This window comes from Peribacillus sp. NPDC096448 (genome assembly GCF_044762675.1).
In the GTDB taxonomy this organism is placed as follows: Bacteria; Bacillota; Bacilli; order Bacillales; family DSM-1321; genus Peribacillus; species Peribacillus frigoritolerans_B.
On record NZ_JBIWEU010000001.1, the window covers coordinates 527,935 to 547,815 of the forward strand.

19 protein-coding genes and 1 pseudogene are annotated in these 19,881 nt (G+C 42.5%); 15 read left to right on the forward strand and 5 right to left on the reverse strand.

From position 1 onward, the window contains the following. The first annotated feature begins 35 nt into the window (after positions 1–35). The 5 genes from mce (at position 36) to gndA (ending at position 6,265) form a co-directional block, all read left to right on the forward strand. A complete protein-coding gene (gene mce, locus ACIQ0C_RS02515; RefSeq protein WP_403056569.1) occupies positions 36–461 on the forward strand; it encodes a methylmalonyl-CoA epimerase in 426 nt (141 codons plus the stop codon). Next, positions 458–2,008, forward strand: a complete 1,551-nt coding sequence (locus ACIQ0C_RS02520) for an acyl-CoA carboxylase subunit beta (RefSeq protein ID WP_402834976.1) — start codon at positions 458–460, stop codon at positions 2,006–2,008. The genes mce and ACIQ0C_RS02520 overlap by 4 nt, the downstream gene beginning before the upstream one ends. A 200-nt stretch (positions 2,009–2,208) precedes the next feature. After that, the gene (locus ACIQ0C_RS02525; protein WP_387597827.1) at positions 2,209–3,330 is read left to right on the forward strand and encodes a tripeptidase T; all 1,122 of its coding nucleotides are present in this window, start codon (positions 2,209–2,211) and stop codon (positions 3,328–3,330) included. Positions 3,331–3,535: 205 nt separating this feature from the next. Further along, the gene (locus ACIQ0C_RS02530) at positions 3,536–4,810 is read left to right on the forward strand and encodes a DNA polymerase IV (protein ID WP_403056572.1); all 1,275 of its coding nucleotides are present in this window, start codon (positions 3,536–3,538) and stop codon (positions 4,808–4,810) included. Between the two features lie 42 nt (positions 4,811–4,852). Continuing rightward, positions 4,853–6,265, forward strand: coding sequence for an NADP-dependent phosphogluconate dehydrogenase (gndA, locus tag ACIQ0C_RS02535; protein WP_403056575.1), 1,413 nt, complete (start codon positions 4,853–4,855; stop codon positions 6,263–6,265). Between the two features lie 47 nt (positions 6,266–6,312). Here the strand turns inward: gndA and ACIQ0C_RS02540 are convergent, their stop codons facing one another. Then, positions 6,313–6,486 carry an asparagine synthase gene (locus tag ACIQ0C_RS02540; protein ID WP_403056578.1) on the reverse strand — a complete coding sequence of 58 codons (174 nt, stop codon included), beginning with the start codon at positions 6,484–6,486 and terminating at the stop codon, positions 6,313–6,315. 292 nt (positions 6,487–6,778) lie between these two features. Between ACIQ0C_RS02540 and ACIQ0C_RS02545 the strand changes: the two genes are divergently transcribed. After that, a complete protein-coding gene (locus tag ACIQ0C_RS02545) occupies positions 6,779–6,940 on the forward strand; it encodes a hypothetical protein (protein WP_403056581.1) in 162 nt (53 codons plus the stop codon). Between the two features lie 43 nt (positions 6,941–6,983). Here ACIQ0C_RS02545 and zwf read toward each other — a convergent pair whose 3' ends face one another. Then, positions 6,984–8,480 (reverse strand): glucose-6-phosphate dehydrogenase, encoded by a 1,497-nt coding sequence (gene zwf, locus ACIQ0C_RS02550; protein WP_403056584.1) that lies wholly within the window; start codon positions 8,478–8,480, stop codon positions 6,984–6,986. Positions 8,481–8,708: 228 nt separating this feature from the next. Between zwf and rnz the strand changes: the two genes are divergently transcribed. The 5 genes from rnz (at position 8,709) to ACIQ0C_RS02575 (ending at position 13,568) form a co-directional block, all read left to right on the forward strand. Next, positions 8,709–9,650, forward strand: a complete 942-nt coding sequence (gene rnz, locus ACIQ0C_RS02555; protein WP_403056587.1) for a ribonuclease Z — start codon at positions 8,709–8,711, stop codon at positions 9,648–9,650. 63 nt (positions 9,651–9,713) lie between these two features. Next, entirely contained in the window at positions 9,714–10,532 is an 819-nt protein-coding gene (locus tag ACIQ0C_RS02560) for a squalene/phytoene synthase family protein (RefSeq protein WP_403056590.1), read from the forward strand. A 207-nt stretch (positions 10,533–10,739) separates the two neighbouring features. After that, on the forward strand, positions 10,740–11,735 hold the full coding sequence (locus ACIQ0C_RS02565; protein ID WP_403056593.1) for an ABC transporter substrate-binding protein: 996 nt from the start codon (positions 10,740–10,742) through the stop codon (positions 11,733–11,735). Between the two features lie 32 nt (positions 11,736–11,767). Further along, the gene (locus ACIQ0C_RS02570) at positions 11,768–12,799 is read left to right on the forward strand and encodes an ABC transporter permease (protein ID WP_054400237.1); all 1,032 of its coding nucleotides are present in this window, start codon (positions 11,768–11,770) and stop codon (positions 12,797–12,799) included. Continuing rightward, entirely contained in the window at positions 12,774–13,568 is a 795-nt protein-coding gene (locus ACIQ0C_RS02575) for an ABC transporter ATP-binding protein (protein ID WP_403056597.1), read from the forward strand. Before ACIQ0C_RS02570 ends, ACIQ0C_RS02575 begins: the two co-directional genes overlap by 26 nt. Before the next feature lie 152 nt (positions 13,569–13,720). On the opposite strand, the gene ACIQ0C_RS02580 is transcribed toward ACIQ0C_RS02575, so the two are convergent. Further along, complete coding sequence (locus ACIQ0C_RS02580) at positions 13,721–14,272, reverse strand: MerR family transcriptional regulator (RefSeq protein ID WP_402834965.1); 552 nt, start codon at positions 14,270–14,272, stop codon at positions 13,721–13,723. A 265-nt stretch (positions 14,273–14,537) separates the two neighbouring features. Between ACIQ0C_RS02580 and ACIQ0C_RS02585 the strand changes: the two are divergent. Then, a pseudogene (locus tag ACIQ0C_RS02585) lies at positions 14,538–14,970 on the forward strand (VOC family protein). 108 nt (positions 14,971–15,078) lie between these two features. Here the strand turns inward: ACIQ0C_RS02585 and proC are convergent. Further along, on the reverse strand, positions 15,079–15,924 hold the full coding sequence (proC, locus tag ACIQ0C_RS02590; protein WP_402834963.1) for a pyrroline-5-carboxylate reductase: 846 nt from the start codon (positions 15,922–15,924) through the stop codon (positions 15,079–15,081). Between the two features lie 513 nt (positions 15,925–16,437). Here proC and ACIQ0C_RS02595 point away from each other — a divergent pair. The 3 genes from ACIQ0C_RS02595 to ACIQ0C_RS02605 all read left to right on the forward strand — a co-directional run bounded on the left by ACIQ0C_RS02595 (position 16,438) and on the right by ACIQ0C_RS02605 (position 18,904). Beyond that, the gene (locus ACIQ0C_RS02595) at positions 16,438–17,406 is read left to right on the forward strand and encodes an MBL fold metallo-hydrolase (protein WP_403056600.1); all 969 of its coding nucleotides are present in this window, start codon (positions 16,438–16,440) and stop codon (positions 17,404–17,406) included. Between the two features lie 23 nt (positions 17,407–17,429). Then, positions 17,430–18,221: an SDR family NAD(P)-dependent oxidoreductase gene (locus ACIQ0C_RS02600; protein ID WP_403056603.1), complete on the forward strand. Its 792-nt coding sequence runs from the start codon at positions 17,430–17,432 to the stop codon at positions 18,219–18,221. Between the two features lie 155 nt (positions 18,222–18,376). Then, positions 18,377–18,904: a hypothetical protein gene (locus tag ACIQ0C_RS02605; RefSeq protein WP_403056606.1), complete on the forward strand. Its 528-nt coding sequence runs from the start codon at positions 18,377–18,379 to the stop codon at positions 18,902–18,904. A 60-nt stretch (positions 18,905–18,964) separates the two neighbouring features. Here the strand turns inward: ACIQ0C_RS02605 and ACIQ0C_RS02610 are convergent, their stop codons facing one another. Then, positions 18,965–19,624 (reverse strand): C40 family peptidase, encoded by a 660-nt coding sequence (locus ACIQ0C_RS02610; protein WP_034308187.1) that lies wholly within the window; start codon positions 19,622–19,624, stop codon positions 18,965–18,967. Positions 19,625–19,881: the final 257 nt, after the last annotated feature.

Genomic DNA, 19,881 nt, shown 5'->3' on the forward strand with positions numbered 1-19,881 from the left:
GGAGTCTTCCAATAATACATAGCATGGGGGTTTTTATGATGATTAAAAATATCGATCATATCGGTATTGCCGTCAGGTCACTGGATGAAGCCTTGCCGCTTTATACGGAAACGTTGAAATTGAAACTTGAAGGAATCGAGACAGTGGAGAGCCAAGGAGTGAAAGTGGCCTTCATCCTGGCAGGCAATACCCGTTTGGAGTTGTTGGAAGCGTTGTCACCTGCAAGCCCAATCGCCAAATTCATCGAAAAACGCGGTGAAGGGATTCATCATGTGGCACTTGGCGTCGATGACATCGAAGATAGAATAAAAGAAATCAAAGAAGCTGGATTGCGCATGATTGATGATTCATCAAGAAAGGGAGCGCACAATGCGGATGTTGCTTTCGTTCATCCGAAGTCTACCGCGGGAGTATTATATGAGCTATGTGAACAAGCATTATCAAAGGAGGAACAGAAATGACAGACATATATGATACGATCAATGACCTATATGACAGACGCCGCAAAGTGGAAATGGGCGGCGGTGAAGAAAGAATCGATAAGCAGCATGAAAAGGGCAAACTCACTGCAAGGGAAAGAATTGAACTTTTAGTTGATCCAGGTACTTTCATCGAGCTTAATCCTTTTATCAAACACCGTAATACCAATTTTGGCATGGAAAAGGAAGAAGGGCCGGGAGAAGGGGTTGTCACCGGTTACGGAAAGGTCAACGGCCGCGACATTTATCTGTTTTCACAGGATTTTACTGTTTTTGGCGGTGCTCTCGGTGAAATGCATGCTCTGAAAATTGCCAATGTTATGGATTTGGCAGCGGAAAATGGAGCCCCTTTCATAGGTTTGAACGATTCTGGTGGGGCGCGTATTCAAGAAGGCGTAGTTTCGCTTGACGGATATGGCCAAATATTTTACCGGAATTCCATTTATTCAGGGGTCATTCCACAGATTTCGGTTATTATGGGACCTTGCGCAGGCGGAGCTGTATATTCCCCGGCAATAACCGACTTTGTCTTCATGGTTGAAAAAACGAGCCAAATGTTCATAACAGGTCCTAAAGTCATTGAAACGGTTACAGGTGAGAAGATTTCTTCCGAAGGATTGGGCGGAGCTACTGTACATAATACCATTAGCGGTAATGCTCATTTCAAAGGAGCATCAGAGGAGCAAGTATTGGCGGACGTTAGACGTCTCCTGAGCTATCTTCCACAAAATAATGAAGAGAAGCCGCCGGTTTTGGAAGCGGATGATGGAGATGACTACCGGCCGGACTTAACGGATGTAGTCCCTTATGAAGGGATCCGTCCATATGATGTTCGGAAAGTATTGGAGCAAGTTGTCGATGAGGATTCCTTTATGGAAGTCCAAGAGGGCTTTGCGAAAAACATAGTGGTCGGCTTGGCGCGGATCAAAGGGAAATCAGTGGGGCTTGTCTGTAACCAGCCAAAGGTGTTGGCAGGGGGACTTGATATTGATTCATCAGATAAGGCTGCCCGTTTTATTCGTTTTTGTGACTCGTTTAACATTCCGCTTATTACGTTTGAAGATGTTTCAGGTTTTTTCCCGGGCGTTAAACAAGAACATGGCGGGATCATTCGCCACGGTGCAAAGCTGCTATATGCTTATTCGGAAGCAACAGTACCAAAATTGACGATCATATTGCGTAAAGCATACGGAGGAGCTTACGTGGCTCTTAATAGTAAATCCATTGGTGCGGATCTTACGTTTGCATGGCCGAATGCTGAAATTGCTGTAATGGGTTCTGCTGGAGCGGCAAATATCATTTTTGCCCGTGAAATTCAAAATAGCCAAGATCCGGAAGCGACACGGGCAGCTAAAATTGAAGAATACCGTGAGAAGTTCGCCAATCCATATGTTGCCGCAAGTCTTGGAATGGTGGATGATGTTATTGATCCCCGTGAAACCAGGATTAAGATCATTCAATCTCTTGATATGCTACGCAACAAAAAAGAAACTCGACCATGGAAAAAGCACGGAAATATCCCGTTGTGATCAAACATTGCAAGGAGCCCAAACGATCTGTTTTGGGCTCTTTTCCATACTGGGGGAAGATATCATTTTGAAAGAAAACATTTACAAGTCATCATTCACTTTTTAATACCGCCTTTAGGATCAGCATGCCACATTATTTGCCGGGGCGCCGCTTTTAGAAGTATAATTAAAGAGGAAAACTTTTTTGGAGGTTTTATTTTATGATTAATGAAGAACGTTTAGTTAATGAATTTATGGAATTGGTGCAGATTGATTCCGAAACGAAAAATGAAGCAGCCATCGCCAAAGTGCTGAAAGAAAAATTCGGGGCACTGGGTGTAGAAGTTTTTGAAGATGATACAACAGCAGTCACCGGTCATGGTGCAGGGAATTTAGTATGTACTTTAAAAGGAATGAAAGAAGGCGTAGATACCATTTATTTCACCTCCCATATGGATACGGTTGTACCAGGTAATGGAATCAAGCCTTCCATCAAAGATGGATACATAGTGTCAGACGGAACGACCATTTTAGGGGCGGATGACAAAGCTGGATTAGCGGTAATGTTAGAAACGCTTAAAGTATTGAAAGAACAGAATATCGAACATGGAACAATCGAATTCATCATAACTGTCGGTGAAGAATCTGGCTTGGTAGGGGCAAAGGCATTGGATCGCTCACTTGTAACGGCTAAATTCGGTTTTGCACTTGATAGTGATGGAAAAGTGGGCAATGTGGTTGTTGCTGCACCTACTCAGGCGAAAGTGTCAGCAACCATTTTAGGCAAGACTGCTCACGCTGGTGTCGCTCCTGAGAAAGGCGTTTCGGCCATTACGATCGCTGCCAAAGCAATCTCTAGAATGCCATTAGGCAGAATCGATGAGGAAACGACAGCCAATATCGGACGTTTCCAGGGGGGGCAGCAAACCAATATTGTTTGTGACCATGTTGAAATCCTTGCAGAAGCAAGATCCTTGATTCCTGAAAAAATGGAAATACAGGTAGCGAAAATGAAAGAGGCTTTCGAGACTGCAGCCATTGAAATGGGCGGACGAGCTGAAGTTGAAGTTAACGTCATGTATCCTGGTTTTAAATATGGTGCTGGTGATCATGTAGTCGAAATCGCAAGAAAGGCAGCAGAGAAAATCGGCCGTCCATGCGAGCTGGTAAAAAGCGGCGGAGGAAGCGATGCAAATGTCATTGCAGGCTTTGGCATCCCTACTGTCAACCTCGCAGTGGGCTATGAAGATATCCATACTACGAATGAAAGAATTCCAGTTGAGGAATTAACGAAGCTAGCTGAAATGGTCGTCACTATCATCAAAGAAGTATCAGGGGAATAACCCCCCATAATAGGCAAGGTGTTCAACAAAGTATTGAAGGAATATATGTGCAGTCATCAATGACATGATGGCTGTTTTTCTTGGAGTGGATGCATCTTTCACCGCGGTTACCAAAGATAAATAGGGGTACCTTAATAGAAATGTGTTTTTTTATTGCCCCTATTTTTCGGTGTTTTTTATTTTTACAAGGATGTGACGGTCAAGCATGAAGGACATGTATCCCAAAAATGGCAGGGTCATTCTCCATGTAGACATGAATAGTTTCTATGCTTCAGTGGAAATGTCATATGATGTTTCATTGAAAGGCAAACCGCTTGCCATTGCAGGCAATGTTGAAGAGAGAAGGGGCATAATCGTCACCTGCAGCTATGAGGCGAGGAAGTTCGGGGTTAAAACGACCATGCCGATTTGGCAGGCGAAAAAACTATGTCCTCAATTAGTCATTCAGAAACCGAATTTCGAGCGCTATCGAAAGGCATCACTGGCTATTTTCGATGTTTTGAGGCAATATACAGAGATGGTTGAACCGGTTTCGATTGATGAGGGGTATCTGGATATCAGTGAATGCGCCGGATTGGGTTCGCCTTTAGATATTGCCAATAGCATTCAGGAAAGAATTTTTAATACGATGGATCTTCCTTGCAGCATCGGGATTGCCCCTAATAAATTTTTGGCCAAAACTGCTTCCGATATGAAGAAACCAATGGGTATCACCGTGTTAAGGAAACGGGACATTTCGGAAAAGCTCTGGCCTTTACAAGTGGGCGAAATGCATGGCATCGGGGATAAGACATCGGAAAAGCTTCAAACTATCGGGATAATGACGATCAGGGACCTTGCACACGCAAATGATAGTCAACTTAAACAGCTTCTTGGGATCAATGGCATCCGTTTGAAAGATAGGGCTAATGGAATCGACCCAAGGGTAGTGGATCCCGAAGCGATTTTTGAGCATAAGAGCATTGGAAACTCGACAACTCTTCCGCATGACTCCACCAATCAAAAAGAACTGCTCGGTGTATTGGAAAAGCTTTCAGGGAAAGTTGCCGTCCGCTTGAGAAATAAACGGCTACTTGGTCAAAAAATAGGTGTGACGATTCGTTACAAAGACCGTCGCACAATAACGAGAAGCAGAACGGTCCCAAATCCGGTTATTGAAAAAAAGGATATTTTGGATGGAGCTATCGATCTCTTCATGAAAAATTGGAATGGGGAAGGAATCAGGCTTCTTGGTGTCACTGCCTATGATGTCATCGAAAAAGAATCGGCCTTCAAGCAACTGGATATTTTCTCCTTTCAAGAGGATGCAGAAAAAGAACCCCTGTATGAAGCGATGGAACACTTGCAAAATAAGTACGGAGAAAATATTATTAAAAAGGGATTACCCTTGAAAAACCGTTCAATTGGAACAGACACTAGCTTCAGCAAAGATTTCTTTGAGCAATCCAGGAGGAATGATCCTTCTTTTGACAAAGAATAGCGTACAAGCTGTGTAAAGATATAGAGAAGGGAAAGATGAATCATGACAAAACAGCAGATTGGCGTTATCGGATTAGCCGTAATGGGCAAGAACCTTGCGTTTAATATTGAAAGCAGGGGATATTCAATTTCCGTATATAATCGCTCAGGATCAAAAACGGACGAAATGATGAAGGAAGCGGAAGGCAAAAACGTAACAGCCGCTTATACGCTTGAAGAATTCGTCAATTCCTTGGAAACACCACGCAAAATTTTATTGATGGTTAAAGCCGGAGCGGCAACGGATGCAACAATCGAGCAATTAAAACCGTTGCTTGATAAAGGTGATATCGTTATTGATGGAGGGAATACCTTCTTCAAGGACACTCAGCGCCGAAATGAGGAACTAAGCAAGCTTGGCATCCATTTCATCGGTACAGGCGTGTCAGGGGGCGAAGAAGGAGCTCTAACAGGTCCTTCCATCATGCCTGGAGGTCAAAAAGAAGCATATGAACTTGTTGCACCGATCTTGAAGGACATTTCAGCTAAGGTCGATGGTGATGCTTGCTGCACGTATATCGGACCGGATGGGGCAGGTCATTATGTGAAAATGGTACATAATGGTATTGAATACGGGGACATGCAATTGATTTCCGAATCTTATTTCCTTCTGAAAAATCTCCTTGGACTATCTGCTGAAGAATTCCATGAAGTCTTCTCTGAATGGAATGAAGGGGAACTTGATAGTTATTTGATTGAAATTACTGCTGATATTTTCAAAAAATATGATGAAGAAACCGGCAAGCCGATGGTCGATGTCATTTTAGATAAAGCTGGCCAAAAAGGTACAGGGAAATGGACAAGTCAAAGTGCGCTTGATCTTGGTGTTCCGCTTCCAATCATTACGGAATCCGTGTTTGCCCGGTTTATTTCAGCAATCAAGGACGAGCGTGTCGAAGCGAGTAAAATCCTCCGTGGTCCAAAAGCTGAATCATTTACAGGCGACAAAAAGGCTTTGATTGAAAGTATCCGAAAAGCACTTTATATGAGCAAAATCTGTTCATATGCACAAGGATTTGCACAAATGAAAGCAGCATCAGAAGAAAATGACTGGAACTTGCAATATGGGGAAATCGCGATGATTTTCCGTGGTGGATGTATCATTCGTGCACAATTCCTCCAAAAAATCAAGGAAGCGTACGATCGTGAAGCGAACTTGAACAACCTTCTACTAGATCCTTACTTCCAAGGGATCGTCGAAAGCTATCAAGGAGCTTTGCGTGAGGTAGTGTCAACGGCTGTGATGAACGGAATCCCGGTTCCTTGCTTGTCATCGGCACTTGCCTATTTCGACAGCTATCGTACAGAAACGCTGCCAGCTAACCTGATTCAAGCTCAGCGTGACTATTTTGGAGCCCATACTTACCAACGCATTGATAAAGAAGGAACGTTCCATACTGAATGGATGGAAAAATAAAAGTTCAAGCCGGCTTAAAAGGGGTTCCCTTTTAAACCGGCTTTTTTCTATCTCCGATGCTCTACAAGGTCAATGCCCCCTAATGCAACATGTGCCAAACCGAAACCAAAAACCGTATTAGCTACCATTTTGTATGAGCCCCGGGTCTGCTTCATTGCATAACCCGCAGCTGTCACGGCTGTGCCCAAGGCTGTTGGAATTAATCCTTCACGAATGTCCATCGTTTAATCCCTCCACATCGAAGTTAGCGATACTGTCACTAAGGGCCTTTTTTAGTGTAACCTCAAGGGCTTACCATTCTTTTTAGATAAGGGGAAAAATGGTGAGAATGAACTAGTTGTAAATAGTTCCAATTAATTTACCTTTTTTAGGGGAAATGTAGTATGATGTATGGCATTCATCCTTGCTTTTTTAGGTTTAAGCACCTGTGGAAAAAGGAATATAAACATTGAAAGAGATGGACGGACCGTAGGATACAGTAGGCAGAAAGAGAGAAAAGGAGCGGAGGACTTTATGTTCATCATCTGGTGGGCTGTAGCCATTTTTTTATTTTTCATTGCCTTAGAATCCGGTGTTTCATTTTGGATCAATTCGGAAAAAGAGGAAGGGATATCCAAGTCCAAGGAAATGTTTCATATTATCCGGAATAAATTGCTAAGGAAGAGTGTTTCATGAATGAAGGAGGGATGCAGATTCAAATCTGCATCCCTTTTTCATTTCATTCATTATTTTCGTTTTTCTTGACTTGCCACCAAATATGTCCATCTTCGGCAAGGAGTTCATCGGATGCAAGTGGACCTGTGGATCCCGCCTCATAGTTAGGGAAAGACTCGTCTTTAGTATTTTCCCATGCATTGGAAATCGTATCGACGAACTTCCATGAGAGGGCAACCTCGTCCCAGTGCGTAAAGTTTGTAGCATCCCCGCGCATGCTGTCAAACAATAATTTTTCATATGCCTCGGGAGAATTGATGTGTTCGATCCCTTTGTTCGAGACGGTCAGCTTCATTGGCTTTGTATTGGATGTCGTCCCTGATTTCTTAACATTTAAGTACAATGTGATACCTTCGTCAGGCTGGATATTGATGACGAGAAGATTCGGGTTCAGCGTTTCTTCCGTTTTATAATACAGATTCATGGGGATATCTTTGAATTGAACAACGATATTCGTTGATTTGACATCCATTCTCTTACCGGTACGGATATAAAAAGGAACACCGGCCCAACGGAAGTTATCAATCATCAATTTACCCGCAACATACGTCTCAGTGTTGGATTCGGGATTTACGTTATGTTCATTGCGGTAGGCCGGAAGTGTTTGTCCATCTATCGTTCCTTCACCATATTGGCCACGGACGAAGTATTGATTGACTTCGTCTACTTTCATTGGTCGAAGTGAACGCAATGCCCGCACTTTTTCGCTTCGAATCTCTTCTGTCGTCAAAGCGATCGGGGGTTCCATGGCAAGCAAGGCCACCATTTGCAGAAGATGGTTTTGGACCATATCCCTTAGGGCACCGCTGGTTTCATAATAACGTCCGCGTTCTTCAACGCCAAGTGTTTCGCTTGAAGTAACCTGGATGTTGGATATATATCTGTTATTCCAAAGCGGCTCGAATAGGGCATTGGAAAAACGGATGACCTCGATATTTTGGACCATTTCTTTACCTAAATAATGATCGATGCGGTAGATTTCATCTTCAGCGAATGCAGTCCGAATCTGCTCATTCAATTTTTGTGCTGTTTCGAAACTGTGTCCAAATGGCTTCTCGATGACCAGGCGCTTATATCCATCCGTGTCACTCAGGCCTTGAGCTTTAATCTGTTCGGCAATCGTTCCGAAAAACTCGGGTGCCATCGCCAAATAGAAGATCCTGTTTCCATCTAATTGATATTGACCGTCTAATTGTTCGGCAATGTCTTTTAATTGCAAGTACGATTCTGAACTTGAGACGTCATGGGAGTGATAATGGAAATGGGAAATGAATTCGTCGACCTTTTCTTCCGCATGTCCGAACGTGAGAATCGAGTCCTTGACACTTGTTTGGAACTCCTCGTTCGTCAATGGCCTCCTTGCCACTCCGACGACCGCGAACTTATTGATTTTCTCTTTTTGAAATAGTCGATATATGGAAGGAAACAATTTCCTTTTCGCTAAATCTCCGGTAGCACCAAAAATCATGATCAATGCTGTGGGTTTATTGTTTTCTGTCATGTTAAAACCTCAACTTTCCGTTAAATCTGTCTATAAAGTTGGAATTCCCGTATGTGTACCAATTTCTAATTTTACGTTTAGCTTTCCCTCAAAGCAATCAATTTGCGCATTTTTTCTCATATTTCATTAAAAGTTTAATTTGCTTTCGGTTTTAATGGGTCATAAATGAAAGAGCACCTTGGTTATGCTATAGTTAAGTCATAAAGTATTTGCAACGGAGGTAGTATCGTGGATTTCGTTTTATTGGGTACAGGCGCTGGCGTTCCGGCCAAAGCGCGTAATGTGACATCAATCGCCCTTCAATTATTGGAAGAACGAGGGACGGTTTGGTTATTCGATTGTGGGGAAGCGACACAGCATCAAATATTAAAAACGGCGGTCAAACCGCGAAAGGTTGAAAAGATCTTCATCACCCATTTACATGGTGACCACATCTTCGGACTGCCTGGTTTTTTAAGCAGCAGATCTTTTCAGGGCGGAGTCGATAAATTGACCGTATATGGTCCACATGGCATAGATTCATTTATTAAGACGAGCTTACAGGTGAGTGGAACTCATTTAAAATATCCCTTGGAAATAATCGAAATAGAAGAAGGCACAGTGTTTGAGGACGAACAATTCACAGTGACTGCCATGACGCTTGATCATGGCATTTACAGCATCGGTTATCGGATTGTGGAAAAAGATCGTCCGGGTAGCTTACTGATCGACCGGCTGCGGTCTGAAGGAGTGAAGCCGGGGCCTCTTTTTAAAGCATTGAAAAATGGACAAACGGTCTGTCTCGATGATGGCCGTGTATTAAATGGGAAGGACTATATCAGTGCTCCACAAAAAGGCCGGATCATCACGATTCTTGGTGATACAAGAATGTGCAGCAATGCGCTCATTCTTGCTGAATCGGCGGATTACCTTGTTCATGAAGCTACATTTTCAGCGGAAGAATCTGAAATGGCATCAGCTTATTATCATTCGACCACCATTCAGGCAGCAGAAACGGCTTTGAAAGCGGGAGCTAAGCATCTAATCCTTACGCATATCAGCTCACGGTATACTCCAGAGGATGCTGTGAGGCTAAAAGAGGAAAGCAAAGCGATCTTTGCAAATACGATCATGGGTGAAGATCTGATGGCAATTAAAGTTCCTTTGTATTCAGAGGAATCGGGCAGCTGAAATCAAAGCCAATGTTTGATATAATTAATCAATTGTTCATTGGATATTTAAAGGAGTGTAAATATGACTGACAAAAGTGACCTACATACTAAAGCAATGGATTTTCTCCTGAAAACAAGCCGGACTTTTTTCATTCCAATCAGCTATCTTCCAAAGGGATTGCAAGAGGCTGTTGGAGCTGCATACCTTTGCATGCGCGCCATCGATGAGATCGAGGACCACCCAGGTCTTCCTGCAGATATTAAGGTTTCCCTGTTACAGGTCCTTAGTGAGCTGCCGGATGCGAATTTCAAGGAAGAAGATCTTCAAAAGTTATTTGAACCATATAAGGATGATCTGCCCGAGGTGACCCTTTTTCTTTCGGACTGGGTTGAATTTTGTCCCCCTGGTGCAAAAGACAAAGTCTTGGAGTCAACAAAGGAAATGGCCGAAGGCATGGCAAAATGGGTTACTAAGGACTGGCAAATCCATAATGAAGAGGAACTCGATGATTACACTTATTATGTTGCAGGTTTAGTGGGGGTCATGCTCTCCGATATGTGGAACTGGTACGATGGAACCGAAACGGACCGTGAACTTGCCATCGCATTTGGTCGCGGACTCCAAACGGTCAATATCCTGCGTAACCGTGAGGAAGATGCAGAACGTGGTGTGAATTTTTATCCGGATGGCTGGGGTTTCGACGAGATGCTTGCCCATACGGAGCGTAATCTTGCATTAGCCGATGCGTACATTGGAGAGATTGAAACGAAAGAGATCACCCAATTCTGTAAAATACCCTTGGAATTGGCAAAAGCCACATTGAAAGCCTTAAAAGAAGGCAAAGAAAAAATTGATCGTGCTACAGTTACCGAAATTGTCAGCCAGGTTGTCGAACATTGATTTTTCAAAAAGCTGCTGTGAAAGATACCATACCTTTCACAGCAGCTTTTTTCATGTTTTACATTTAGAACTCAAAAAATTCTAAAAAGTTAAAAAATATATTGGAATAATTGGGACTAAACGATTATAATTTAGGACATAAAAGCGAAAAAAGCTGGCACCGTTAGTAAAACATTATTTTAAATAAGGAAAAAGCGGGGGGAAAATATGAAAAAGAAATTATATTCAACTGCAGCTATGACATTGGTCGCAGGTTTATTATTGGCTGGGTGTGGAAATGAAAAGGAAAAAGATGCGGCAAAGGATGAAAGCGGAAAGGATACATTAAACATTGGGGTAACACAAATCGTTCAGCATGATTCCCTGGATCAAGCATACGAAGGCTTCCAGGCGGCGTTGAAGGATAATGACATCAATGCGAAATATGATCTTCAAATTGCACAGGGTGACCAAAACAACAGTCAAACGATTGCCAATAACTTCGTTGGGGATAAAGTGGATCTGATATTTGCGAATTCGACTCCTAGTGCCCTAAGTGCTTTAAATGCGACCAAGGATATTCCGATCGTCTTTACATCGGTTACCGATCCTGTAGCGGGGGAGCTTGTCACTTCATTGGAAAAACCAGGCGGAAATGTGACGGGTACGACGGATTCCCATCCTGAAGCCATTGCAAAGTCAATGAAATTCCTAGCGGAAGAGCTTGGCGCCAAGACGATTGGAACGGTTTATAACACAGGGGAGCAAAATTCAGTCGTCCAAATAAAAAATGTGAAAGCGGAAGCGAAAAAAGCTGGATTGAAAGTCGTGGAAGCATCCGTCTCGACTTCAGCGGATGTTAAGCAAGCAACGGAATCATTAATCGGAAAAGCGGATGCTTTCTATATCATTACTGATAATACGGTTGTCTCGGCACTGGAATCGGTCATTTCCGTGGCGAAAGATCAAGATATCCCATTGTTTGTCGGCGAGCTTGATTCCGTGAATGCGGGCGGTTTTGCAGCATATGGCTTCAGTTACTATGATATTGGTTATGAAGCGGGGCAAAAAGCGGTTGAAATCCTGAAGGATGGTAAAAAACCTGGAGATATCCCGGTTCAATATCCACAAAAACTGAAATTGGTCATCAATGAAAAAGCAGCAAAAGATATGGGTGTTGAAATAAAAGAAGAATGGAAAGCAGATGCTGAGTTTGTAAAATAAACTCTGCTTTTGTTCGGGGAAGGAAGAAAAAAATGTTCTCAGCCTTATTCAACTCTTTTGAGTCGGGAATGATTTATGCGATCATGGCACTTGGTGTCTATTTAACATTCAGGATTCTCGACTTCCCGGATATGACAGTGGAAGGCAGTTTTGTGACAGGGGCCTCTGTTGCCGCGATTATGATCGTTAACGGTTACTCGCCGATCGTTGCCACGTTGAGTGCCATGGTGGCAGGGTTCATCGCTGGGACGATAACGGGGTTCCTGCATACGAAAGGGAAGATCAATCCTCTCTTGGCAGGTATCTTAATGATGATTGCGCTTTACTCGATAAATTTGAGGATCATGGGTGCATCAAACATTCCGTTGCTTTCCCAAACAACCATTATCACGAATATCCAGGATGCCTGGGCTGGCACCGGGCTGGACAATTTGTTGAATGGTCTTTTATCATTCGTGGGTCTCGGTGACAGCCTGCCAAAAACATGGGCCATATTAATCGTTATGCTTATTGTGGCTGTAGTCATCCAAGCAGGAATGTCAGCTTTTTTAAAAACGGAAATTGGTCTAGCCTTACGGGCGACTGGTGATAATGAAGCCATGGTCAAGAGTTTTTCCGCCCATACCGGCAACATGAAGATTCTCGGACTAGCAATCGGAAATGCACTTGTTGCTTTTTCGGGATCCTTGGTTGCCCAATATAACGGTTTTAGCGATATAGGCATGGGGATTGGAATCATTGTCATCGGATTGGCATCCGTCATAATCGGTGAGGCTCTATTTGGTGCAAAAACGATTGCACGTGCGACGCTTGCGGTCATTGGAGGGGCGATCATTTACCGAATCGTCGTAACCTTGGCACTTCGCGTTGAATTCCTTGAAACAGGGGATGTTAAATTAATTACGGCACTTATTGTGGTCGGGGCACTTGTCATTCCAAAAATTTCCGATAAACAAAAGGAAAAAAACCGGAAGAAAAGGCGGCTTAAAGAAATACAGATGCGTCATGATGGCACTTTACCGAAAGGGAGGGAAGAATATGCTTCGGTTAAATCAGATTTATAAAGTGTTCAATGAGGGAACACCAGATGAAAAGCTAGCTCTTGGAAATCTGGAATTACAGATGACAAAAGGCGAATTTGTAACAGTCATCGGAAGTAATGGAGCAGGTAAATCGACTTTGATGAATATGATTTCCGGTAAGATTCTCCCTGATGCCGGTGAAGTCATCATCGATGGTGAAAACGTATCGGCCATTGAAGAACATGCCCGTGCAAAAATGATTGGACGCGTTTTTCAGGATCCCATGCTGGGTACGGCACCGCATATGACGATTGAAGAAAATATGGCAATTGCCTATGGCAGAACCAATAGAAGAGGTTTAGGCTTTGGGGTGACAAAGAAACGGAAAGAACTTTTTAAAGATTGTTTGGGCACCCTTCATTTAGGCTTGGAAAACCGGATGACTGCAAAAGTGGGATTATTGTCAGGGGGGGAGCGTCAGGCACTATCATTGCTGATGGCGACCTTCACCGATCCTAAAATCCTGCTTCTTGATGAACATACTGCAGCGCTTGATCCTTCGCGGGCAGAGCTTGTTACAAACCTGACGAAGGAAATCGTCGAAAAGAACCAATTAACGACGTTGATGGTGACTCATAATATGCAGCAGGCAATCGATCTTGGAAATTCCCTGATCATGATGGATAAGGGTCAGATCATTTTTGAAGCCAGAGGCGCTGAAAAGCAGAAGTTAACTGTCGAAAAACTGCTTAACGAATTCCAACGCATCAAAGGCGAAAAAATGATCAATGACCGTGCAGTGTTGATTTAAGATGATGAAAAAGGCCCGACCCAGGTGAGATTTGGGTCAGGGCCTTTTGTTTTGGGGTAATTAATAAATATCAGGTCCTATTACTGAAGAAATGCTTTGCATAACTAAAATGGTTATCGCGGGGTGCTCATGAACGATCTTGATAAAAGATGTCAATCGCTGTCGGCTGTGCTCCATGATGAACTATCGTTCTTTCTGTTTCCAAAAATCATTTTTATGAATGGCCTTTTTTTCGTCTTTTTAGTGGCAGCAGCTTCTTCAGCCGCGAGGTAATAATCAAAGTGCTGACCCGTTGGTGTTTCTAACGCTTCGATACGGGCTTCGAGTTTCTTAACGAGTTTGTGCATTTCTTCCATTTCACTTCTGTGCTGTAAAAGCTGATAGGATACAACATCGTCCGCTTTTGTTTTCAGGCCATTTTCAAGCCTGATGACCCGTTCAAGCAGTTGATCATGTTCTTTATTCGGTTCGGAGTGTTTCTGGATGGTTGCTTTTCTAATCTTATTCTCTGAGATGCTGACTTTTTGGAGAATGATGCCCTCGTTCAGCTGATCTTGAACTTTTCTCAATAATGCAATGTCTTCATCCGAAAACTGGTAGTGGCCAAGCTGATTCCGTTCTACTTCCATGTTCAATTGGGTGACCCAGCGTTGAATCGTACTATGGGAAACATTCAGTAACCGGGCAACTGCACTTGTATTCATCGAGATTCCCCCTTTTGGTTTTGAATTCGATAAGTATGGGGGAATTCCTTTACAGATGACAAAACATGTATTCATTCGGCAAAGAAAGTGGAATTCCTACGTAATTTGCATGAGGAGCAATCCAAGGTGGAATCCCCTGTGAAGCTTTTTGCAAATTCTTTTAGAAGCATTTGTTATGGTGTGGATGATGCTCAATCAAGCTAAAAAGGGAAAAGTGATCCAGATGTCGAATTTACCCTTAAAACATGGAAGAAGGAGGGCTAGCATGAACAGGATCAACATTATAACTTTAGGTGTCAGGGATATTACTGAATCATTAAGGTTTTACCGGGACGGGTTGGGATTCCGTACATTGATTAAAGAGGACGATCCCGCAATCGTTTTTTTTAAATAAAGCCGGAACGAAGCTTGCTTTGTATCCTTTAGAGGAACTGGCAAAAGACATTAATGAGATAGAACCGCCTAAGAAAAATGGTTTCCCGGGTCTTACGCTCGCTTATAATGCTAAATCGATTGAAGAAGTGGATGAAGTGATCAACAAGGCTGAAAAGTCTGGGGGAATAATCGAGAAATCACCTCAGGATGTTTTTTGGGGAGGATACAGCGGATATTTTTCAGACCCTGATGGTTACTATTGGGAGGTTGCGTATTCGAAGGATTGGAGTTTCGATGAAAATGATATGCTGATTATAAAGTAACGCTCACTTCAGAAGGTTTACCCTTTATAAGATGTCTGGAACATAAAAAGGGCTGTTGCCTGGCCATGCCGTAGCAGTGCCAGGCAACAGCCGGTCATCATCTTACGGCTACTGCGAAACTACATATTTGGCTAGTTCTTTACTTATTTGATTGCCCATTCGCTTCGATTGCTCTGTCGCTTCTTGTACACAGGCAATGAATGCATCTTCCACTTGATGTGCTTGTAGTGCTTTCAGACCTGCTTCAGTCGTTCCGCCTGGTGAAGTTACTTCCTTTCTTAGTACGGCAGGCGTTTTAGGTGATTTCTGTAACATGTCGGCTGCGCCCATAAGTGTCTGAAGAATCAATTGCTTAGCGGTTTCGGAATCGAGACCTATTTTTTCTGCCGATTTTTCCAATGCCTCGACCAAGTAATAAATATAAGCAGGACCGCTGCCTGATAAGCCTGTTACCGCATCTAGCTGGGTTTCATCGACCACTGCCACCGTACCTACCGTTTCAAAAAGGGTAATCGCCGTTTGTAATTGCGAGTCTTTCGTATGACAGTTAGCCGCAAGGGCCGTTGCTGATTTTCCTACAGCTGCTGATGTATTAGGCATGGCACGGACGATCGAAAACCGCTTGTTGGCGATTCCTTCCAAGCTAGTTGTATGAACACCGGCAACAACGGAAATGAACTGCATTTCTTCACGGATGTATTCTTTTATTGATTGCATCGTTTCTAAAATATCTTTCGGTTTCACCGCCAGTACGACAAGGTCTGCATCCTGTACTAATAGCTGCAGCGATCTTGTTGCAGTAACACCATATTGGTCCTTTAAATAAACGAACCGATCATCATTTGATTTATTGGTTACAAAAATATTTTCTGGTTCAATTACCTGTTGGGTCACCAGCCCCGAAATGATTGCCTCTGCCATCGATCCAGCTCCGATAAACGCGATTTTTTTCATATTTCCCGCTCCTTTTTCTTTTAAATTTTCGGCCTTTTTTTGAAAAACAAAAAGACCCCTCATCCAATAAAGGACGAAAGGTCTAGCTTCCGTGGTACCACCTTTGTTCAACCTTTCCGTAATAAATAAACAGAAAAGCTGCACTTGAATCCTCTAACGCGGGAATTACGTCAGGTTTTCCTGAAGGCTCATAAGGTAGGTTCAATAATGAGGGGGCGATGAAGCCTTTCAGCACTTTCCGAGCTTCACTCTCTTTACGCCATCAATAATTTACTTGGCCTTAATCAAAGCCATGCCGTCTTTAATTACTTGTGATTATGAAGGATATATCAGTACTCTGTCAATGATAATATATGCATGGACGATAAAAAATAGACATGAATTATGTGAAAATAATGACAGTAATTAAAAATACATGTAAAATGGTAATTATACATGATAACTATACTTAGAATCCTGGTTAGCGTATAAAAAGATTTATATAAATATAATTATTCTAAGGTGGAAAAGATTATGGCGAATTGGAATGGAGATATTGCAAAAATTGCTTTGCCCACGCCGTTTGCAGTGGGTGATGTGAATGTTTATGTAGTTAAAGGGGATGCTTTAACGTTAATCGATACTGGAGTGAAAACAAAACGATCAAAGGAAGTCTTGACTAACGGGCTTGGGGATTTAGGTCTGAAACTGACTGATATCGAACAAATCATTTTAACACATCATCATCCCGACCATGCTGGTGCACTCGATTTCTTTGAAAAGGAAATCCCGGTTTATGGACACAAAAACAATCAGCGCTGGCTTACTATCAGTGATGATTTTCTTGAAACCCATAATCGTTTTTTCCTTGATTATGCCAAAAAGTTCGGAGTGGCAGAAGAGCTGAAAAATAAACTGATCCATAACCGAGACGAAATCGGTTTCCTTAGTGAACGGAAGCTGCATGGATATTTGGCTGAGGGAGATGAGCTTCCTGGTCTTCCAGGCTGGAAAGTGATCGAGACTCCGGGTCATGCGCAAAGCCATTTATCCTTTTACCGGGAAAGTGACGGGATCATGATCGCTGGCGATCACTTGCTTGCCAAGATTTCACCTAACCCATTAATGGAACCACCTTTACTTCCCGGAGGCATGAGGCCTCGTCCGTTACTGCAATATAATGCATCACTTCAGAAATTATTGGATTTTCCCATATCCACAGTTTACTCCGGACATGGATCTGAAGTGGAAGGAGATGCGGTTGCCGACTTGATTCAATATAGATTCGAGCGGCAGCATAACCGTGCCATGCAGGTGAAAGGCATGCTTCAAGATAAGCCTTTATCTGCCTTTGAAGTGTGTCAGCAGCTGTTTCCGAAAGTATACCTTCAGGAAGTGGGACTGACACTTTCGGAAACGGTCGGTCAGCTGGACTATTTAGAAGACTTGGGTGAAGTTCAAACAGAAATCCAATCAGGGGTCATTCTGTATTCAATCGCTTAATGTTCGTAAGGAGGCCGCTTTTTTTGAATAAGTTGCAAGGTAAAGTTATTGTTATTACCGGTGCTTCCGGAGGGATTGGCAAGGAAGTTGCCATTCAAAGTGCAAAACAGGGAGGACGTCTCGTCCTCTTGGCCAGAAGCATGGATAAATTACTTCTGTTAAAGAATGAACTGATCACCCAATATGGGATTGATGCATATGTCTATAAGCTTGACGTTGCAGACACTGATCAGGTGACAAATGTTTTTAATGACATCCATGAGCAAATAGGTGAAGTGGATGTGTTGGTCAACAATGCGGGTTTCGGCACGTTTAAAGAAGCGCAGGATACGGAATTAAATGAAACGAAAGCAATGTTTGCTGTCAACGTCATTGGGCTAATGGCCTGCACAAAGCTGGTTTTACCGTATATGAAGCAGAGAAAATCGGGGCATATCATCAATATCGCTTCACAGGCCGGTAAAATCGCCACTCCTAAATCAACATTGTACTCTTCTACCAAGTTCGCAGTTCTTGGCTATTCAAACGCACTTCGGCTCGAGCTGATGGAAGATCATGTTTTTGTGACCACCGTCAATCCTGGCCCTATAGAAACGAATTTCTTTAACATTGCGGATGAATCAGGTGCATACTTAAAGAACGTTGAAAAATTCATGCTTAAGCCTGGAGATGTCGCTGCTAAAATCGTAGCGGCGATGCTGACCAATAAGAGGGAAATCAATCTCCCTGGCTGGATGAATTTAGCTGGGAAATGGTATAACATGTTTCCGAAGATCACCGAAACATTAGGAAAAAAAGCATTTTTTAAAAAGTAGGCTAGACTTTCGATACCGGACAGGTCAAAGATGGTCTAATATTAGGTAAAGGGGAATGTCGATGACATTCCCCTTTCTTGAAATAACCGAAGTTTTCATTTGAATTGGTAACTATTTCATGGGGAATCCGTCTATTTCTATTAGGAGGGATTTTCATGAAGATGATTGTAAACCTTTATATATATATATTCGTCGCCTTTATTCTGGGTAGCTGTCAATCCCCCGATTGGAACATGGATGAACCCATTGATAAAGGGGAACAAGGTTTCATTACGGATCTTGACGATAAAAGGGTTTTGATTAAAGGGACGTACTATAAGGTGACCAATGATACATATATTCAAGATCAACATGGTAATGACCTCGATTATTCCGACCTGGAAATCGGGATGAAAGTGAAACCATGGCACCGGGGCGGGGTGAAGAAATCATTTCCTGGGAAAGCGGAAGCAAAAATGATTCTTGTTTTGACAGATGAAAACAGCTTAGCCGAACAAAGGGCGGTCACTGCTGCTCTCGATCATGTCAGCAAAGCGGAAAGCCAGCGATTCATGGTTCTCGAAGTCGTCCATTTACCCTCAGAGCATGTTTATAATATCGAAATGATGAATCGTTCCAACTTGGATTCTTCATTCATTGTGACAGTTGAGCATTTAACGGATGAAATCTTATATATAAAATAAAACAACCGGACTGATTCACTTCGAATTCTGTCCGGTTGTTTTATGGGATATCACTGGATTTTATAAAGTTTTTGCACCTAAATATTTTGGTTTCCAATAAGAATTATCCATATCCGTGATGGTTATTCCTTTAGAAGACGTAGCACTGATGAATTGACCATTTCCGATATAGATCCCAACATGGGATACTCCTGTTCTTCCAGAAGAAGTATCAAAGAATACAAGATCACCCTTAGCTGGTGAAGATACTTTTAAACCCGTATTGGAATAGAGCAAGGATGTTGTACGCGGTAAGGTAATCCCTTGTGATTTCTGGAATACGTAATAGACGAAGCCTGAGCAGTCAAATCCAGTTGGTGTTGTTCCGCCCCATTTGTAGGGTTTGCCTATTAAGGTTTTTGCATAGCTGATCAAGCTAGTATTATTGACATTATAAACACCAAGCGCATTAAATGTGTTGCGGCCGGCAATTCCGTCGGCAGTCAACCCTTTTGCTTTTTGGAATTTTTTCACTGCGGATACAGAATAGGTGCCGTAATATGTAGTCAGTGAACCTGAATATGTGAAATAACCTTTGGTTTTTAATAGTTGTTGTAGTTGTTTGACATCACTATGTGTCATTCCGGGTCTGAGGGTTTGGTCTCCAATATTGGCAAAGGCTTGCAGTGGGGTTAGCATCATGGCAGATGCAACAGCAGCTGAAGCGATCCATTTCTTCATAATTTTCATTTCCTCTCTATCTATCTTTCTATTATTTCTTAACAATATTATCCTACAATACCATTATGACAATTAGACATAATTTTCGTTACATTTTCATTACAAAAAATGAGCATTAAGACTGGATTTTAAATAGACGAAAGCCTGTTGAAAAGGGTGAGGGAATTTTAAAAAACTGAGTATATGGACCTATTGGGTATTATTCAAGCTACCAATTGATCTTTTTCAAAAAAACTATTTGGATACTGAGTTTAAAT

Excerpts from the sequence above, each read along its gene's own strand:
- ACIQ0C_RS02540 (WP_403056578.1), bottom strand. The coding sequence starts at position 6,486 with ATGGACATTCGTGAAGGATTAATTCCAACAGCCTTGGGCACAGCCGTG.
- ACIQ0C_RS02570 (WP_054400237.1), top strand. The coding sequence starts at position 11,768 with ATGTTCTCAGCCTTATTCAACTCTTTTGAGTCGGGAATGATTTATGCG.
- gndA (WP_403056575.1), top strand. The coding sequence starts at position 4,853 with ATGACAAAACAGCAGATTGGCGTTATCGGATTAGCCGTAATGGGCAAG.
- ACIQ0C_RS02530 (WP_403056572.1), top strand. The coding sequence starts at position 3,536 with ATGAAGGACATGTATCCCAAAAATGGCAGGGTCATTCTCCATGTAGAC.
- ACIQ0C_RS02560 (WP_403056590.1), top strand. The coding sequence starts at position 9,714 with ATGACTGACAAAAGTGACCTACATACTAAAGCAATGGATTTTCTCCTG.
- ACIQ0C_RS02545 (WP_403056581.1), top strand. The coding sequence starts at position 6,779 with ATGTTCATCATCTGGTGGGCTGTAGCCATTTTTTTATTTTTCATTGCC.
- ACIQ0C_RS02575 (WP_403056597.1), top strand. The coding sequence starts at position 12,774 with ATGCTTCGGTTAAATCAGATTTATAAAGTGTTCAATGAGGGAACACCA.
- ACIQ0C_RS02580 (WP_402834965.1), bottom strand. The coding sequence starts at position 14,272 with ATGAATACAAGTGCAGTTGCCCGGTTACTGAATGTTTCCCATAGTACG.
- ACIQ0C_RS02565 (WP_403056593.1), top strand. The coding sequence starts at position 10,740 with ATGAAAAAGAAATTATATTCAACTGCAGCTATGACATTGGTCGCAGGT.
- zwf (WP_403056584.1), bottom strand. The coding sequence starts at position 8,480 with ATGACAGAAAACAATAAACCCACAGCATTGATCATGATTTTTGGTGCT.
- ACIQ0C_RS02605 (WP_403056606.1), top strand. The coding sequence starts at position 18,377 with ATGAAGATGATTGTAAACCTTTATATATATATATTCGTCGCCTTTATT.
- mce (WP_403056569.1), top strand. The coding sequence starts at position 36 with ATGATGATTAAAAATATCGATCATATCGGTATTGCCGTCAGGTCACTG.
- proC (WP_402834963.1), bottom strand. The coding sequence starts at position 15,924 with ATGAAAAAAATCGCGTTTATCGGAGCTGGATCGATGGCAGAGGCAATC.
- ACIQ0C_RS02595 (WP_403056600.1), top strand. The coding sequence starts at position 16,438 with ATGGCGAATTGGAATGGAGATATTGCAAAAATTGCTTTGCCCACGCCG.
- ACIQ0C_RS02610 (WP_034308187.1), bottom strand. The coding sequence starts at position 19,624 with ATGAAGAAATGGATCGCTTCAGCTGCTGTTGCATCTGCCATGATGCTA.
- ACIQ0C_RS02520 (WP_402834976.1), top strand. The coding sequence starts at position 458 with ATGACAGACATATATGATACGATCAATGACCTATATGACAGACGCCGC.
- ACIQ0C_RS02525 (WP_387597827.1), top strand. The coding sequence starts at position 2,209 with ATGATTAATGAAGAACGTTTAGTTAATGAATTTATGGAATTGGTGCAG.